Origin of the sequence: Nonomuraea rubra, assembly GCF_014207985.1 — a bacterium.
Classification (GTDB): Bacteria; Actinomycetota; Actinomycetes; order Streptosporangiales; family Streptosporangiaceae; genus Nonomuraea; species Nonomuraea rubra.
Window position 1 is genome coordinate 1,959,713 of the sequence record NZ_JACHMI010000001.1, and the last position, 14,752, is coordinate 1,974,464.

Consider the following 14,752-nt stretch of genomic DNA (forward strand, 5'->3'; position numbering starts at 1 on the left):
GTGGCAATCCTGCCCGGCGCGCGGAGCAGCTCGCCGCCCGTCAGTCCGCACCCGACCCTCGTTCCGGGCTGTTGGAGTCGCTGCTGGGGACCGCTGGGGATCAGTGGTGGCCGGACTCCCAGGAATCGATCATCGGTGGCATGCCTGACCTGCCCGCCCACTCGCCGCTGCGGCTGGAGAACGCCGTCGTCGACCTGGTCGGCGAGGAAATGTGGACGCGCACCCAGATCGAGACCATGGGTTTCCACTGGAACCAGTACCTGGCCTCGCTGGCTGACCTCGTCCGCGACGAGATCCAGATCGCAACGCGCACCGGCGGGCAGATGGACGACCTGTGGCGACTGCTGCACGGGCTCGCCGCGATGACCCCGCCGCCCAGCGGGGAGATGCTGCGCCGCGACCCCGATCTCGCCGTCCGCGAGGCCATCAAGGACACCACGACGGCCTTGACCAAAGCCGGCATCGCTCCCGGGTGGCCCAGCGAGATTCTCCGGGCCGCTCCGGCCGGGGAGCCACTGCTGCTGACCGACGCGTACGGCTCGCGGTGCGCGCTACTGGCCCCCTTTGCCTGGGGTGAGCAGAACCCGCACTGGTACTGCTGGGACATCGACCGCTGCACCGGAGACCGGGTCGTGCACGCCGGCGTCTTCGCCTCACCCCGGGAAGCGCTCGCCGAGTGGCGAGCCGCCGTGGGGTCCCACGCGGCACCCGCCTCCGCCCAGCCGGTGCCGTGCGACCAAACCACCGCCCGCGACCTGCTGGATCCGCTGTGCCGTTCTGACTTCCTGGATGCCATGCTGCTCGGCATCGAGTCGCAGCAGCTCATCGCCGAGCATTTCCGCATGCGCCAGCGCGCCCGCGCGCTCTGCGACTCGTTCACCGTCGCTCCCGAACCCAAACCTCAGCACAACCTGAACCCGATCATCGACGACTTCGCCGCCTGGCTACGCGATCGAGATGACCGCAGCCCCGAACGGGAAGACGTCGCCACGCTCGCCGACAATTGGTCGCGCCTGTCCGGGCCCGGCTACTATGCCTGCTCCCCGCATCGGATCGAGCACGCCGTGGTCCTCGTCGCGGACGGGTACATCGAAAAGTACGCCGAGGCCGTACTCGATCTGCTGCCGCAGTGGGTCGAATGGTGCATCGAGCGCACCGGCCTGACCGGCGAACTGGCAGAGCGATCCCGCCAGGCAGCCGCGAACAATCGGTGGGACGGATCCGACAGCATGGACCTGCGCCGCATCGAATAAGGCGGGCCGTCGCCGCTTTTCGCGTGATGTGGTTCAGGGACAAAAGGACCCCGTGATGGGCTGCGGCGGCATGTCAATCAAGCGGCGTCGAGAGCCTCGGTGATCTTGCGGGCCATCTCGGTCAGGGTGGGGCTCGGCCGGCCCTTCTGGTTCCGGGTGGCGGCTTCGAGGGCGACGGTGACGGTGCGGCGGAAGTTGTCGGCCTCGGCGGGGTCCTGCTGCTGGAGCAGGCTCATGGACGCGGTCAGGGCAGGCAGCACCTGGTCGGCGAGGGCGGCGACGGTCTTGCCGTACTTGACGCCCTTGGGCGCCTTCGCGAGAACGTGGCCGACCTGACCGGTCGCGGAGGTCAGGGCGATGGAGCCCTCGGTGGCGACCTTGTGCGCCGAGCCGGCGGCACCGGCGGCGGACATCAGCGAGATGGCGCCCCAGCCGGCGATCCGCAGGGTCTGGATGTCCTGGGCGGTGAGGGTGATCGACATGGTGGTGTGCTCCTTCGGAGATCGATGACGGCCCCTTGCTGAACCGCTCATGGCAGTTACGATCGCCGTTCGCTCTGATACCGGGCCGTCGCCGCCCTGACGCGGCCGCTGACAGGATGACGATGGGAGGTGGGCACGGTGAGCCAGTACTACCAGGTCGGTGATCAAGTCCTGTGGACCCTTCGAACGGCGTCTCCGCGCTGTTCCTGCGATCCTCCCAGGCCCTCGCACCGGAGGCGGGCCTGCCGACGGGGCTCGGGCCGATGCGGGACGACGAATGCCAGATCGACCTGGAAACCTCACCGCCTTCGTGAGCGCCCTGGTCGAGCGCTGCGAGCGTACGAACCATTCGAGCCTGCACGCCCTCATGGAGGGCTTCATCGCCACGGCGCTGGTGCTCGGGCAGCGTGGAGGCGGGGCTGTGCGGGTGAGCAGGCCTTCCACCGGGTTGCCCGAGGACGGTACCGCCGGGCGATGGGCGGAGCTCGCGGCGCGGCACGCCCGGGCGATGCCACACTGAGCCGCTGAACGGCATTGCCCCCGGGTCTTGCCTGAGCCGGCCCCTACGGCCGAGCCGGACGGCGCGCTTCCCCTATCGAGGACCCGGACATACGCTTCCAAAAGTTGCCGATGTAGCAGCTCCCAGGGGGACAAGATGCCACGGCGATCCGGGTTACTGCGCTGGTCAGCGGGCATGATGGCGGCGGCGCTCGCGGCGTGGGGACAACCGGCACCGGCCGCAGGCCCGGTCAAGGACTTCGTCGTGTACGCGTTCAGCCAGTCGGACGTGCACGAGGAGGACCCGCAGGTCTACGAGCTCGACCCGGACACCACCATCCGCGCGATCGGGAAGTGGTCCACGGCAGGGGACGAGGCGGCTGACTACAACTTCGCGCAGATCGACCGCTATCACGCGAAGGGCATCACCTTCATGGGCAGCGGCACGGCGAGCGTGATCTTCCCGAAGGACTTCGCCACCGCCGAGATCTTCGACGACATGTCGACGCGCGACGCGGACGGCGATCCGGTCCCTCATGACGAGTTCGGTTTTCCGGAGCCGGCGCGGCGGGGCAACCTCTTCAATCCCCGATACCGCGAATACCTCCTGTCCTGGGCACGCATCCAGGTGGACGGCGGTGTCGACGGGCTCAACTTCGACGAGGTCAACGCCGGATTCAGCGGCGGGTCGAAATACGGTTTCAACGGCAACGAGGGCTTCGACGACTACGCGATCGCCGACTTCAACCGGTACCTCCTGGAGAAGTATCCGGCCTTCACCGCCGCCGACTGGAAGTCGCGCTTCGGCATGACCGACGACAACATCCTCCGTCGCGACGTGCCGGCCGGCGACCTGGCGGCCAACTTCAACTACCGTGCTTACCTGCGGGCCGGCGGCTGGAACCGCGACCCCCTGAACGCGGCGAACCCCCTCGCCCGCGAGTGGGGCCGGGTGGTCGCCAACCGCATGTACGCCGAGGACACCTCGTTCACCGCCACGTACCTCCGCCGGTACTGGAAAGAGCTTGTCGACAGGACGCGAGCGTATTCCTGGCGCACCCGGCACCGCGGCGTCCTCATCTCCTCGAACGGGCTGTGGCCGTATGTGGACTTCAACAGCGTCGGCATGTACCCGTGGAACCCGGACGAGCAGACCCCCGACTTCCGAGGCGCCGACTACGTACCGGTGGTGGAGGGTCACCTCAACGGCGCCAAGTCACTCCAGTCGCAGTACCGCTACCTGAAGGAGCAGAGCGCCCGAATCGCGGGCCACGTGCCTGTCGTCGTGTTCATCGACTGGCCGAACGACATGATGACCAGCTACCTCAACCTGCCGCTGGAGGAGAGGAAGGACTACTGGCGGATCTTCGGCGCCGAGGCGTACGCCAACGGCATCTTCCCCGCCTTCCACCTGAAGGACACCGTCGGCAGTCCCACCGCCACGGACCTCGGCATGATGGACTTCTTCAAGACCTACACCCGCTTCTACAAGGATCATCGCGCGCTCTTCAGCGACAACGTGATCAGCACCCGGGCGGTACGGGTCAGCGTGGCCCACGTCGCGGCGAGCCTGCTCGTGCAGCGTGGCACCGGAAAGCGCTCCCTCCACCTCGTCAACCACAACTACGACCAGGGCATCACACCCCAGTCGGGGTTCACCGTGGAGGCCGACCTCGGCTCCTGCCCGCGTCGCGTCTCGCTGGTCTCGCCGGATTTCCCGCACGCGAAGTCGCCGGCCTTCTCCTGCCAGTACGGCAAATTGCGAATGACCGTCGACCGTCTCGACCACTACGACATCATCCGGCTGTAGCCCGAGCCAGGGGTGTGTCCCTGGGCAGCCGCGACGCCCGCGCGGGGCCGGGACTCGGGCAGCGGATGGGCGGTGGCGGGATCGGTGTCCCAGATCCGGGTGGTGCCGAGCTCCGGCTCGTACGAGGCCAGCCCGTGTCACCGGAAGGCCGAACACGAAGGGGACGTCGATGCCGTGGGTCGCGCCGGCCGGTCCTCGCCAGGCGAAGTCGTACAGCCAGGTACGGCCACCCGCGCGGACGTGGGCGTCGGCCGTCCAGGTGGTGGGCATGCGTACCAGGACGTCGGACAGGAGCCTGGCCGCGGCGTCGTCCGCGTACGCAACGCGATGGGCGTGAGCGGCCCCGGCGTCGAGCCCGCAGCCGGTCGCTGAGCCGTGACTGGATCATCGGACCGTGCTGGACCTGCACGAGCACCCCCAGATGCCGGGTTCCAGCCCGACCTGGGCCACGACCTGCTCGTACGCGTCCTTCGCGTCGACGATCTCGCCGCTGCGGACCATGGCCAGGTCTGCGATCGTGATCGCCCTCAGGGCGATCACGAGGCTCGGCGTCGTCGCAGGTGGGCGGTCAGGCGGCGGCCTGGTAGCCAGGGATGTCCTCGACGCGGTAGTAAACCGGCAGGCCGCGCTCGGTGGCGATCCGCACGTCCTCATCCGCGCCGGTCGACGCCCCGGGCAGGCGCAGGACCGCGTCGCAGTGCCGCAACAGGCGTTCCGCGGTGGGGTACATGATCTGCTCGGCGACCGGGTCGGCCGGCCCGGTGCCGCCCGCGCCGCGCAGGACGGGCAGGGCCACCCATTCGCCGATCATCGGGACATGGCCGCTGCGGAAGATCGGCCATGCGGCCTCCTCCAGCCGGGCCAGATTGTTCGCCATCAGTGCGGGGTCGTCACCCGTGCCAGAACGGTAGGGACCCGCGATCAGGATCATCACGTTGCGGAACTATAATAGGCAGAAACCGGAAACAACAAGGAGAATCGTGCATGCTGGCCGCCCAACGCCGTGAGCTCCTCCTGGAACGCCTCCAGCTGAACGGCCGGATCATCGCCAAGGACCTCGCCGCCGAACTCGGCATCTCCGAGGACAGCATCCGCCGCGACCTGCGCGATCTGGCGGCGGCGGGTCTGTGTCAGCGGGTGTACGGCGGCGCGCTGCCCGTCTCGCCCGCGATCGCCGACTACGCCACCCGCCAGGGCGTCGAGGTGCCCGGCAAACAACGCGTGGCCGCCGCCGCGGCGGCGCTGATCAGGCCGGGCAGCACCGCGATCCTGGACGGCGGCACCACCGCGCTCGCGGTCGTCCGCGCCCTGCCGCTCGACCTGCGCGCCACCGTCATCACGCACAGCCCCACCGTGGCCAGCGCGCTGGCCGAGCATCACGACGTGGAGGTGTACCTGATCGGCGGCCGGCTGTTCAAGCACTCCATGGTCGCCTGCGGCGCCGCCGCGGCGGAGGCCGCACGCGGGCTGAACGCCGACCTCTTCCTGCTCGGCGTGACCGGCGTGCATCCCGAGATGGGGCTGACCACCGACGACGCCGACGAGGCCGCCATGAAGCGCGCCCTGGCCAGGCAGGCGGCGGACACGTACGTGCTGGGCAGCGCGGAGAAGATCGGCGCCGCCTCCCGGTTCGCCGTCCTCCCGCTGACGGAGGTCGCGGGAATCGTCACCGACGTCGACCCCGGCCACGCCACGCTGCGGGCGCTCAGCGTGCCCATCCTCCACGCCACCTGAACGATGAACGCGGCGAGTCAGGAGGGTGCGTACTTTTTCACGATTGCGCGTGATGCTCTATAGTCTGGCTCGTGTCCATCCCTGTACCCGACCTACCTGCCAGGATGGAGCTCAACCTGGCCGGACACGCCTGTCATCTGCACCGAAGCTTGGCAGGCGCGACCGTCCTGGAGACCGACGACCTCCTGATCGCTGACAGCGGCCTGAACGACGACACCTTCAACATCGTCGCCGCGGCCCGCTTCACCCCCGCCACCGCACCGGCACGCATCGCCGAGACCGTCCGGACACTGGCCTCCACCGGCCGCCGATTCTCCTGGTGGGTGGGACCCGCCTCGGCACCGCCGGACCTGAGCGCGCTGCTGTCGGCGGCCGGCCTGCCGGCGACCGAGCGGGAAACCGCCATGTGGGCCGAACTCGACGACACCCTGCCGCCGCCCGCCGCGGAAGGACTGGACATCCGTACGGTGACCGAGCACGGGCAACTCGCCGACTACGCCGAGATCCTGGCGGCGAACTGGTCCCCGCCCGCCGACACGGTTCGCCGCTTCTTCTCACGGGCCGCTCCGCAGGCACTGGCCGCCGACAGCCCGGCCCGCTACCTGGTCGGTTACGCGGCGGGTCGGCCGGTCTGCTCCGCCGAGGTCTTCCACCACGCGGGCGTCGCCGGCATCTACAACATCACCACCCTGTCCGCCCACCGCCGGCGCGGCTACGGAACCGCCATCACCCTCGCCGCACTCCACGCCGCCCGCGACCGAGGCCATCGCATCGCGGTCCTGCAGGCCTCCGCGGCCGGCGAGCCCGTCTACCGCCGCCTAGGCTTCCGCTCCTGCGGCCATTTCACCGAGCACGCCATCAACGCCACCTGAGCGTGGCGGCACCTTGAACGCGCGATGCACGCCGGGGCGGACTGTCAGGCGGGGTTGGCGGAGCGGGCTCGCAGGGCGAGGTCGAGGGTGTCGATCATCCAGGCCCAGGAGGCGTCGGTGTCACGCGGGGTGTGGCTGAAGGAGCCGGCCGCTTCCAGGCTGACATATCCGTGGATGGCGGCGCCGAGGAAGCGTACGGCGTCGGTCTGGCCGGGTTCGGGCAGGTCGTAGCCGCGCAGCAGGGCGCGCAGCATCTCGCTGTGGCGGGGGCCGGCGCTGCCGGCGGCGGTTTCGGGATCGAGTTCGTGGCGGGAGGCGGCGTAGCGGCCGGGGTGGGTTCTGGCGTAGTCGCGGTAGACGCCCGCCAGGGCGGTCAGGGCGTCCTTGCCGGCGCGGCCGGCGATCGCGGTGGCGGTCTGGTCGGCCATCTCCTGCAGAGCCAGCAGCGCCACCCGTACTTTCAGCTCGCGGGCGTTGCGGATGTGGGCGTACAGGCTGGGCTCCTTCACGCCGAGACGGCGCGCGACCGCGGAGCCGGTTACGTGGTCGAAGCCGAGTTCATCGGCGACCTCGGCCGCCGTGCGGGTGAGTCGTTCAGCGGTGATGCCCGCACGTGCCACGACGACCTCCACTAAGTAAATTAACGGTTTGCCTAATTATATTAGCCTGACATAGCGTGCGGGACATGAGACCGATAACAGAGAGCGATATCCGCAGTTCGTTCGTGAACTGTTCCAAAGGCGAGGCCAAGAGGCTGGGCCTGCCGGCAGATCTCGCCGAGCAACCGTGGCAGGACCTCGACTTCCTCGGCTGGCGCGATCCCGGGGCGCCTGACCGTGGCTACATGGTGGCCGAGCGCGAGGACGGCGGCCTGGTGGGGATCGCCTTGCGGGCGGTCAAGGGGGCTGCGCGGGGCTTCGCCTCGCGCAGCATGTGCTCGTTGTGCCTGACCGTGCGCACCGGGGGCGGGGTGGCGCTGATGAGCGCGCGGCGCACCGGGGAGGCGGGGAGGCTGGGCAACACCGTGGGCCAGTACCTGTGCTCCGACCTGGCCTGTTCCCTGTACACGCGGGGCAGGAAGGAGACTGCGGGGGGCGACTTCGAGGAGACCCTGACGGTGGAGGAGCGGGTAGCCCGCACGCGGGACAATTTGGCCGGCTTCATCGCGAAGGTGGTCGCGTAGGCCAGGCGGCCGCCGTCACCGTCAGCGGTCCCTTCCGGCTCGGCTGGGACGCGCTGCCGCCTCCCGTGGGTTCGAGTCCCTGCGGCTACGAGAACGGGTGCCTGTACGGACGGTCTTCGACCTGGTCGTAGATGCGGCGCAACCACGGCTGCCGAATCGGCGCCAGTAGCTCCAGCGTGCGAAAGAACACCCGCCTATCAGGACGGAAAGGAGCGGTCGGCAGCAGCGGGGGTGAATCATCACGGCGGTCGCGGTGGTCGTAACGCACGACCTGGCGACCCGCCTCGGCGAGTGCGAGCCGGGTACAGAACCCCTCTTCCCACCAGATCATCGATTGTGGTCGTCGGCGTTGTCGGCGGAGGCTGTTGAGGGCTGATCAGTTGGTCTGTGGGGCGTGTCGCCGTTCTGCTGGGCGTGTAGCAGTTCGAAGGCGCGTTCTTCGTACCGGATGCGGGCCGGGGAGAAGTCGTACGGCATATTGCCGATGGCCTCCGACGCGCTCATCGTCGTCTCGCTCTCGTCCTTGTCCGCAGTCTCGTCGTACTGCTCAAAGAGGTCGTCGTGCGTTTCCTCCAGTCCGGCGTCCTCGATGGCGGCGAGCAACGCGGTCTCGTGTGCGCACCGCTGGATGGCGAGGGCGTCCACGCGGGGGTCGTCGGGGGAGACACTGTCGTCCAGGGCCGCCTCGGCCTCCGCCAGGCGGTCGTCCTCGGCCCGCAGGTCGGGCCGGGCGGCCAGGACGATGAACCGGTCGGCCTGGACGGCAGCGCCGAGCGGGCCGAAAATGCGCTCGGTGACCAGGAGGGTATCGAGGTCAGCAGGGCGCAGGGCCCCGGGCGGCACGTGGCGCAGTCGGCCGGTGACCAACGGGGAGAGCAGGCCAAGGGGGTTGCCGGACTCGCGCAGGTGGCGGACGGCGGTCCGCTGGTGTTCGATGGCGGCCGCCTTGGCGGTGAGACATTCCTCCAGTCGGGCGAGCGACTGCTCGATGTCGATGGTGCCCTCGAAGGCGGTGCGGATGTCGTCCAAGGGGATACCGGCGTCCGCCATTTTGCGGATCCACAGCAGGCGGATCATGTCGCCGTAGCCGTAGCGGCGGCGGTTGTCGGCGCCCCGCTCCGGTTCGGCAAGCAGCCCGATGGCGTGGTAGTGGCGGATGGCTCGGGGGGTGGTCCCGGTGAATGCGGCAGCGTCGCCGATCTTAACCCAGCGGGGCATCGCAGGCAGGTGCATGAAGGAAACCTCTCAACGTCGTGCTCACCGTCCACTGGACCACATGCCGCTACGGCATATGCAAACCCCGCCGGCGTCGAGTTCGCGATCGGGGGTCCCGGCGGATCCTCTCGGAGATCCATTAACGCGATCCGTACACGGAAAGGTCTCCTGACGCGACCTTGATCAGCGCGCACTGCGTGACTCGCCAAGAAGCCCAAGGACCCCATTTACGTCAAATGCGGCTTATCGCGGGTTGGCAACGGCCGACGCCCGCCCCCCGGACCAGGTCCGGGGAGCGGGCGCGGGCGGTCGGTTGCGGGTTCGGGTCAGTACAGCTCCGGCTAGTGCGTACGGACGTCCTGATCTTGTAGATCGTGCCGTCGTACAGGAAGAAGACGGCCCGGGAGGTGTCGCCTGGGGCGCGCGATGGAAGATCGGGACCTCAGAGGCTTGTTACTCTCAGGTAGCGCTCTAATGGCTGCGTGATCAGCGCATGCGATGATTCAGGACGGGCGCACCGCTCCGGCGTAGCCTCGCCTGTCGATGGGATCGGACGAGGGCGCCGGTGTGGGGCGCGTTCACCATCTCGGCGTCGTTAAGAGCCAGGCCCACATGGTCAGGGCCTGAACGAGTGGAGTCGGTTTCGTAGAAGACCAGGTCACCCGGCTGGATCTGTGCCCGTGGGATCTTTCGGGGCTGAGTTGATCTGTTCGTACGTGGTGCCGCCGATCCGGGTCCCTGCCTTGCTCCATGCGTACTCCGTGAGGCCGCTGCAGTCGAATCCACTGGTGTTCGCGCCGCGTCCGATGCCGTAGCTGGGGCCGGCGGGCTCGCCCCCGCCCCATGAGTACGGGATGCCTTGCTGCGCCAACGCTGCGGTCACCGTGATGGCGGCGCGAGCGGAGCCGGCGGCGATGGAGAGGCCGCCGAGCTCCGCGCACAGCTGCCTGGCGATGGTGTTCACGATGCGTTCGGCTTGCTTCCGTACGGCGGGATCCGCTTGTGCGGCATCGTACTTCTGGCGCAGAACGGACGCGAGACGATCGTGTCCCGCGGGATTCCGAGGCCGGCGGCGGTTTCGATACCGGTTCGGACGTGGGTCTGTTCGTCAGCCGTCAGCTTCAGGTCCTTCGTGCTCGCGTCGGCCGGCGAAAGTGGCTTTGTCCAAAGGGTGGCCACGAGCTTCTTGGCGAGAGGCTCGTGCTTCGCGTACTCGCCACGCAGGTCCTCACGCGGTCGTTGCACGATCGCGGCGGCTTTCGTCAGCGGCATGGTCGCCCACCCGCGGACCCGTACCAGCCGCTCGTAGAAGGAACGGGTGACGTGGTCAGGCGTGGTGACCTGCTGGCGGGTGCCCCAGTCGGCCGAGGGTGTCTGCTGGAACAGGCCGAAGGTTTCCATCTTGCGAGACGGCCGCGTTGTCGAGGTGGCTTTCCTGAAGCGCGGTCGCGAGTGCGACTTCCGCCGCGCGCCGCGGCAGTTTCAGCTTGATCGCGACATCGACGATCAATGGGTCGACTGTGTACCACCGCCGGTCGCGCGCAAGGGACAGGACTGTGACGAGCGCCTTCTTCACGAGGCAGCAGGCTATCGGGTCACCATCCACACGACCGACGGCTCGCATCCAACCGGCACCGAGGCGACCGACAGATCAACAGCAAGGACACCCGCAGGGTCAGTCGTAACACGAGTCAAGCCGCCCCGGTGACGTGATCCCATTCTCACAGTCGAGCAATCGCCGACGCTGCCCATCGAGGGCAGCAGGCCGGAGTCCTTGGCCCGCTGGGTGAAGGCCCAGGACCCGAACTGCTCGGATTCAATTAGTCGTCGCAACACTGCTGTTCAGCAGCGAGTCTAGATACTCGCTGAAGGCTTCTGCGGGGGTTCTCCATCCGAGGGTCTTTCTCGGCCTGGGGTTGAGCGCGAACGCAACAGCCGCCCACCACCCGGCGCGAGTAGGCGTCCAGCACCACGCAGCAGAACACCTTGCCCTCCCGGGTCGGGTGCTCGGTGATGTCGGTGATCCACAGCTGGTCGGGCCCGGTCCGGATGAAGGCCCGATCGACCAGGTCGATGGCGATCTGGCCCGGCTTGGCGCGCCGCCACTGGGCCGGCCGCTGAGGCCTTCCAGCCCGGCCCGGCGCATGAGCAGCTCCACCGCTCCACGGCTGACCGTGACCTGGTGGCCGAGGGTCAGTTCGGCGCGCACGCGGCGGGCGCCGTAGCTGCCGCGGGAATCCTGGTTAATCTGCCGGATCAGGTCGGTCAGCCAGGCGTGCCGGATGGCCCGCGGCGAGGGCGGCCGGTCCTGCCAGGCGTAGTAGCCGGACACCGACACGTTCAGGACGCGGCAGGCGACCTCGACCGGAATGCCGTCGCCGGCCATCACCGCGATGGCTTCGAACCGTCTTTTGGGGGTGCCGCCTCGCGGATGAGCTCGATGGCCCGCCGGGTAGCCTGCAGCTCGCTCTCCAGCTCGGCGATGCGCCGTTTGGCAGCGGCCAGCTCAGCCTTCTCGCCGCTGGTCAGGCCGGGTGTCAGGCCGCGGTCGATACGGTCTTGGCGGTGCCAGGTGTAGATCGTCTGCGTGCTGACGTCCAGGTCATGCGCCAGTTCGGTGGCCGCGCGGCCTGCTGCGAGCAGGTCCAGTACCTGCGCCGGAACTCCGGCGGGTAGCCCCGTCGTCCCATGCCACTTTCCTCTCATCAAGCGGCACAAGAATCCAGAAATCCACCTCCACTCAACCCGGGGCACACCACTTGCCACTTGATCAGTTATAGCCATACTTGTCTCTCAGCGTGAGGTTTGGGAGAAAGGTTGCGGATGCGGCGAGTGCTCTCGGTGGGCTTCGCGCCGAACGCGATCTTCGTCGCATGCCTCTGGGGGCTGATTCGGGCTGATGGCTTCTCGGGCCGCAGTCGCTGGCACGAGGTCTTACCGCAGACACCGGCTGGTCTAGGAGGGACTGTAGTCGGCATCTGTGCCTGCGCGGCTGTACTCGGTTTGCTCCTGCAGCCCTTTCAAGTGCGGGCAGTACGGGTGCTCGAGGGTTACTGGGACCGGTGGTTGTCTACCGCTCGGCTCGCGGACGTGCTCGTGGAATACCAACGCCGCAGATGGCAGGCCGCGAGCGAGGCGGCCCAAGAAGTCGATGATGACGGGCGGGAGGATCGTAGCCCCGCAGACTTGTCGTTGTCCGAGCAGTTACGAGATCTGGATGCCGCCGCGGAGCGAGCAGGTGAGAACATCAGGCAACGTCTGGCTAGGATGCCACCTGCGAACGCGTTGATGCCCACGGCATTGGGCAACGCCCTGCGCGCTGGCGAAATACGGGCCGGGGAACGCTACGGATTGACCACACTGACGTCATGGCCGCGCATCTTTCCACAACTCTCCCAGCCCTTGGCGAAGGCGCTGGCCGCTGCCAGGGATGCCCTGGATACGGCGGTCAACCTTTGCTACAGCTTTCTGGCTTGCGCGGCGACCATGGGTTTTGCCGTGTATGACGAATCAGATAAATGGTGGTTACCTGCTGCGGCGTTGGCAATCGCTGGGCTGGCGTACAAGGGTGCGGTGACAGCAGCTCAGGCCTATGCACAGCTCATACATGTGGTGTATGACCTGCACCGCTTCGACCTTGTCAAGGCCCTGCACTATAGGTTGCCGCGCCGTGAAGATGAATGGGAGCTTTTCCAACGTATCTCGGATGACCTGGCTGATCAGGAGGTCACCCTGCCTTATGATCACGGGACATCAGGCCCGAACGAGCGTGATCGCTGCACATAGCCCCAGGAGGTGCAGTCCGAGAGAGTGGGCGTCCTCTGCGTGAGTGTCGCGTGGATTGTGCGTATCGGTGACGCGAGTCAGGGCGATGCCGGCCGAGCGCACCACGACTGGCCATGTACGGGGCACCGTCAGATGGACGTGTCCCGAGATCGCCGTCACCCATACGGCCAGGGAGCCGTCGAGATTCGATCCACCGAAGTCGGCCCTTACTTCGCCAGCGATGGCGCGGAGCGTCAACCGCGGGTGGGGCGTGTGTTGGCCGACAGCTACCGGCGCCCGAACACGACCCGTGGTCATGACCCTGGTCCAGCCTGCCTGAGATCTGCTCCTTGAAGACCGAATGAGGACGACACCAGTCAGGATGGCCGCACAGGCCAGGACCACGATGGTGAGCGGAGAACGGCTTACTCCCACTCCTGTCACAAGTGCACCGCAGGCGGTTGACGCCAGCAGGCCGGGCCCGATCAGGCTGCCGGCCTTCAAGGCCGACCGTGCGAAGTTGACGGTCGCCAGCGTGAGGAGTGTCCAGGGCCATGTGACTGCGGCCCAGCTCTCGACCGGAAGCATTCTGTTGTGTATCGACAACCAGGCCAAGAGGCAGCCGAATGTGATGCTGAGCAGTCCGAACAAGGCTTTCAGGTGACGTCTTCGGCGGGATATGTCGATCACGCAGGCCATGCTAGGAGCTCTGGCGCGCCGTTTCCAGGCGGATCAGCTCTTTCGCGAGGGCCTCGAACTCGCTTCGGTCGCCCTTCCGGCACCAGACGTGGACGGACGGTGGCAGATCTTTGTATCGGCAGCCATCTCTGTGCTGAGCCTTGTTGTACTTCTTGAGGTATTCTGTAATTGCTTTATCGCCCCGAGTCAGCGTTGCATTCCATTCGGCGTACTTATCTCCCCTCCGCACCTTGATGCGTGCCGAGCAATATTTCTCTCGACAGAAGCGCTTCAGCGGTAGAAATCCAGGTAGGGTCATGTCATGTACAGTCATTTGAGTCTCCTGTGTCTTCGTGTGTGACTGCTCATGAAATTTTGCTGAGCTCTCTCCTGCGCTTCTCCTCCAGGCTTCCGCTTCTGGAGTACAGATGAGCCATCCAGCCCACCTCTACAGCAACGCCCAATAGCACCATAATGGCTGCCACTGTTCTCCAAGTGGCCTGCGTTCCCTCTTCTGGAGGCCACAATGCGGCAGCTACTCCTATCCCTAAGAAAACAGTGCCAGTATTGAAGCAATGAACCGCCCGATTGTGAAATACCATCCAAGTGCTAAAGTCGTCGCCTTGCCACTCGTACAGCTTTGCGCGAACGGCGGGTGAAATATCTTCTGGCACCCATTCTTCGATATCGGCACACGTGTAGAGATATTGGCGCGAGTGGTAGTGCAGTTGGATGCTGGCGACCAACAGGAGGGATGCTGCGACGAGTAGCAGCAGAGTGGGCCCTGGCCAGAGAAAAGTTTTAGAGCTCGCCCCGGCTACCACGCCGGCGAGCGAAAGGGCGGCCGCGGTCAGCAGTGGAGCGGCGATGGTCTGAACCTCCTTGGCCGCGTACGCATACGCGAACGGAAAAGGATGTTGCAGGTTGTCGTTCATCGCCCCTACCTTCCCGCCCCGGACTTATCATAATGAGTCGTGGCGGAACATCAATGGGTCTCCTCGTGGCCTGATGCGGACACGACTCCAGAAGCAGTGATGCCAGAGGTTTATGAGGTACATTCGGCATGTGAGGCCATTGAGGCCGCATTGGTGCCAGTCCCCGCGCATATCCTGCTCCATACGATCGCGCTTCATGGCAGGGTTCGATGCCTGATATCCATGAGAACGAGTCCATGTTACGGACGGTCGTTCGCCCGGTCATGGACGCGGCGCAACCACGGCTGCTGAAACCTGTCCCCGTCCTCGACAAAACGCACGATCGCT

The 14,752-nt window shown here is 66.9% G+C and carries 20 protein-coding genes and 2 pseudogenes; 8 read left to right on the plus strand and 14 right to left on the minus strand.

Going from position 1 to position 14,752, the window contains the following annotated elements; translation table 11 throughout:
- Nucleotides 1–140 precede the first annotated feature (140 nt).
- Nucleotides 141–1,253, plus strand: a complete 1,113-nt coding sequence (locus HD593_RS09095) for a hypothetical protein (protein ID WP_185101745.1) — start codon at nt 141–143, stop codon at nt 1,251–1,253.
- 77 nt (nt 1,254–1,330) lie between these two features.
- On the opposite strand, the gene HD593_RS09100 is transcribed toward HD593_RS09095, so the two are convergent.
- Entirely contained in the window at nt 1,331–1,735 is a 405-nt protein-coding gene (locus tag HD593_RS09100; protein WP_185101746.1) for a hypothetical protein, read from the minus strand.
- A 173-nt stretch (nt 1,736–1,908) separates the two neighbouring features.
- Here HD593_RS09100 and HD593_RS65055 point away from each other — a divergent pair, with 173 nt between their 5' ends.
- The 3 genes from HD593_RS65055 (at nt 1,909) to HD593_RS61200 (ending at nt 4,043) form a co-directional block, all read left to right on the plus strand.
- Complete coding sequence (locus tag HD593_RS65055) at nt 1,909–2,049, plus strand: DUF6086 family protein (protein ID WP_221524673.1); 141 nt, start codon at nt 1,909–1,911, stop codon at nt 2,047–2,049.
- Entirely contained in the window at nt 2,013–2,255 is a 243-nt protein-coding gene (locus HD593_RS09105) for a DUF6086 family protein (RefSeq protein ID WP_185101747.1), read from the plus strand. The genes HD593_RS65055 and HD593_RS09105 overlap by 37 nt, the downstream gene beginning before the upstream one ends.
- Before the next feature lie 135 nt (nt 2,256–2,390).
- A complete protein-coding gene (locus HD593_RS61200; protein ID WP_185101748.1) occupies nt 2,391–4,043 on the plus strand; it encodes a hypothetical protein in 1,653 nt (550 codons plus the stop codon).
- Nucleotides 4,044–4,232: 189 nt separating this feature from the next.
- Here HD593_RS61200 and HD593_RS65060 read toward each other — a convergent pair.
- The 3 genes and pseudogenes from HD593_RS65060 to HD593_RS09125 form a co-directional block, all read right to left on the minus strand.
- A pseudogene (locus HD593_RS65060) lies at nt 4,233–4,313 on the minus strand (hypothetical protein); the annotation flags it as partial.
- A 114-nt stretch (nt 4,314–4,427) separates the two neighbouring features.
- The gene (locus HD593_RS09120; RefSeq protein ID WP_185101749.1) at nt 4,428–4,583 is read right to left on the minus strand and encodes a hypothetical protein; all 156 of its coding nucleotides are present in this window, start codon (nt 4,581–4,583) and stop codon (nt 4,428–4,430) included.
- Between the two features lie 28 nt (nt 4,584–4,611).
- Nucleotides 4,612–4,974 (minus strand): DUF4406 domain-containing protein, encoded by a 363-nt coding sequence (locus HD593_RS09125; RefSeq protein ID WP_185101750.1) that lies wholly within the window; start codon nt 4,972–4,974, stop codon nt 4,612–4,614.
- Between the two features lie 53 nt (nt 4,975–5,027).
- Between HD593_RS09125 and HD593_RS09130 the strand changes: the two genes are divergently transcribed.
- Both HD593_RS09130 and HD593_RS09135 read left to right on the plus strand, forming a co-directional pair.
- Nucleotides 5,028–5,777, plus strand: a complete 750-nt coding sequence (locus HD593_RS09130; protein WP_185101751.1) for a DeoR/GlpR family DNA-binding transcription regulator — start codon at nt 5,028–5,030, stop codon at nt 5,775–5,777.
- Nucleotides 5,778–5,848: 71 nt separating this feature from the next.
- Nucleotides 5,849–6,649 carry a GNAT family N-acetyltransferase gene (locus HD593_RS09135; protein WP_312903406.1) on the plus strand — a complete coding sequence of 267 codons (801 nt, stop codon included), beginning with the start codon at nt 5,849–5,851 and terminating at the stop codon, nt 6,647–6,649.
- A 44-nt stretch (nt 6,650–6,693) separates the two neighbouring features.
- Here HD593_RS09135 and HD593_RS09140 read toward each other — a convergent pair whose 3' ends face one another.
- Nucleotides 6,694–7,269 carry a TetR/AcrR family transcriptional regulator gene (locus HD593_RS09140; RefSeq protein WP_185101752.1) on the minus strand — a complete coding sequence of 192 codons (576 nt, stop codon included), beginning with the start codon at nt 7,267–7,269 and terminating at the stop codon, nt 6,694–6,696.
- 65 nt (nt 7,270–7,334) lie between these two features.
- Between HD593_RS09140 and HD593_RS09145 the strand changes: the two genes are divergently transcribed.
- Nucleotides 7,335–7,832 (plus strand): FBP domain-containing protein, encoded by a 498-nt coding sequence (locus HD593_RS09145; protein ID WP_185101753.1) that lies wholly within the window; start codon nt 7,335–7,337, stop codon nt 7,830–7,832.
- A 327-nt stretch (nt 7,833–8,159) separates the two neighbouring features.
- Here the strand turns inward: HD593_RS09145 and HD593_RS09150 are convergent, their stop codons facing one another.
- The 7 genes and pseudogenes from HD593_RS09150 to HD593_RS09175 form a co-directional block, all read right to left on the minus strand.
- Nucleotides 8,160–9,065 carry a MerR family transcriptional regulator gene (locus tag HD593_RS09150; RefSeq protein WP_185101754.1) on the minus strand — a complete coding sequence of 302 codons (906 nt, stop codon included), beginning with the start codon at nt 9,063–9,065 and terminating at the stop codon, nt 8,160–8,162.
- A 468-nt stretch (nt 9,066–9,533) separates the two neighbouring features.
- On the minus strand, nt 9,534–9,734 hold the full coding sequence (locus HD593_RS65065; RefSeq protein ID WP_425262872.1) for an NlpC/P60 family protein: 201 nt from the start codon (nt 9,732–9,734) through the stop codon (nt 9,534–9,536).
- Nucleotides 9,706–10,011 (minus strand): NlpC/P60 family protein, encoded by a 306-nt coding sequence (locus HD593_RS61210; protein ID WP_312903407.1) that lies wholly within the window; start codon nt 10,009–10,011, stop codon nt 9,706–9,708. The genes HD593_RS65065 and HD593_RS61210 overlap by 29 nt, the downstream gene beginning before the upstream one ends.
- Nucleotides 10,008–10,448, minus strand: a complete 441-nt coding sequence (locus HD593_RS09160) for a hypothetical protein (protein WP_185101756.1) — start codon at nt 10,446–10,448, stop codon at nt 10,008–10,010. The genes HD593_RS61210 and HD593_RS09160 overlap by 4 nt, the downstream gene beginning before the upstream one ends.
- A complete protein-coding gene (locus HD593_RS09165) occupies nt 10,375–10,623 on the minus strand; it encodes a hypothetical protein (RefSeq protein ID WP_185101757.1) in 249 nt (82 codons plus the stop codon). The genes HD593_RS09160 and HD593_RS09165 overlap by 74 nt, the downstream gene beginning before the upstream one ends.
- A 555-nt stretch (nt 10,624–11,178) precedes the next feature.
- Nucleotides 11,179–11,433, minus strand: a pseudogene (locus HD593_RS65070) (IS3 family transposase); the annotation flags it as partial.
- A complete protein-coding gene (locus HD593_RS09175) occupies nt 11,433–11,753 on the minus strand; it encodes a transposase (RefSeq protein WP_185101759.1) in 321 nt (106 codons plus the stop codon). The gene HD593_RS09175 and the pseudogene HD593_RS65070, both read right to left, overlap by 1 nt.
- Nucleotides 11,754–12,137: 384 nt before the next feature.
- Between HD593_RS09175 and HD593_RS09180 the strand changes: the two genes are divergently transcribed.
- On the plus strand, nt 12,138–12,833 hold the full coding sequence (locus tag HD593_RS09180) for a hypothetical protein (RefSeq protein ID WP_185101760.1): 696 nt from the start codon (nt 12,138–12,140) through the stop codon (nt 12,831–12,833).
- 679 nt (nt 12,834–13,512) lie between these two features.
- Here HD593_RS09180 and HD593_RS09185 read toward each other — a convergent pair.
- Together HD593_RS09185 and HD593_RS09190 are read right to left on the minus strand one after the other, a co-directional pair.
- Nucleotides 13,513–13,824, minus strand: a complete 312-nt coding sequence (locus tag HD593_RS09185; RefSeq protein ID WP_185101761.1) for a hypothetical protein — start codon at nt 13,822–13,824, stop codon at nt 13,513–13,515.
- A 31-nt stretch (nt 13,825–13,855) separates the two neighbouring features.
- Entirely contained in the window at nt 13,856–14,425 is a 570-nt protein-coding gene (locus HD593_RS09190; protein WP_185101762.1) for a hypothetical protein, read from the minus strand.
- Nucleotides 14,426–14,752: the final 327 nt, after the last annotated feature.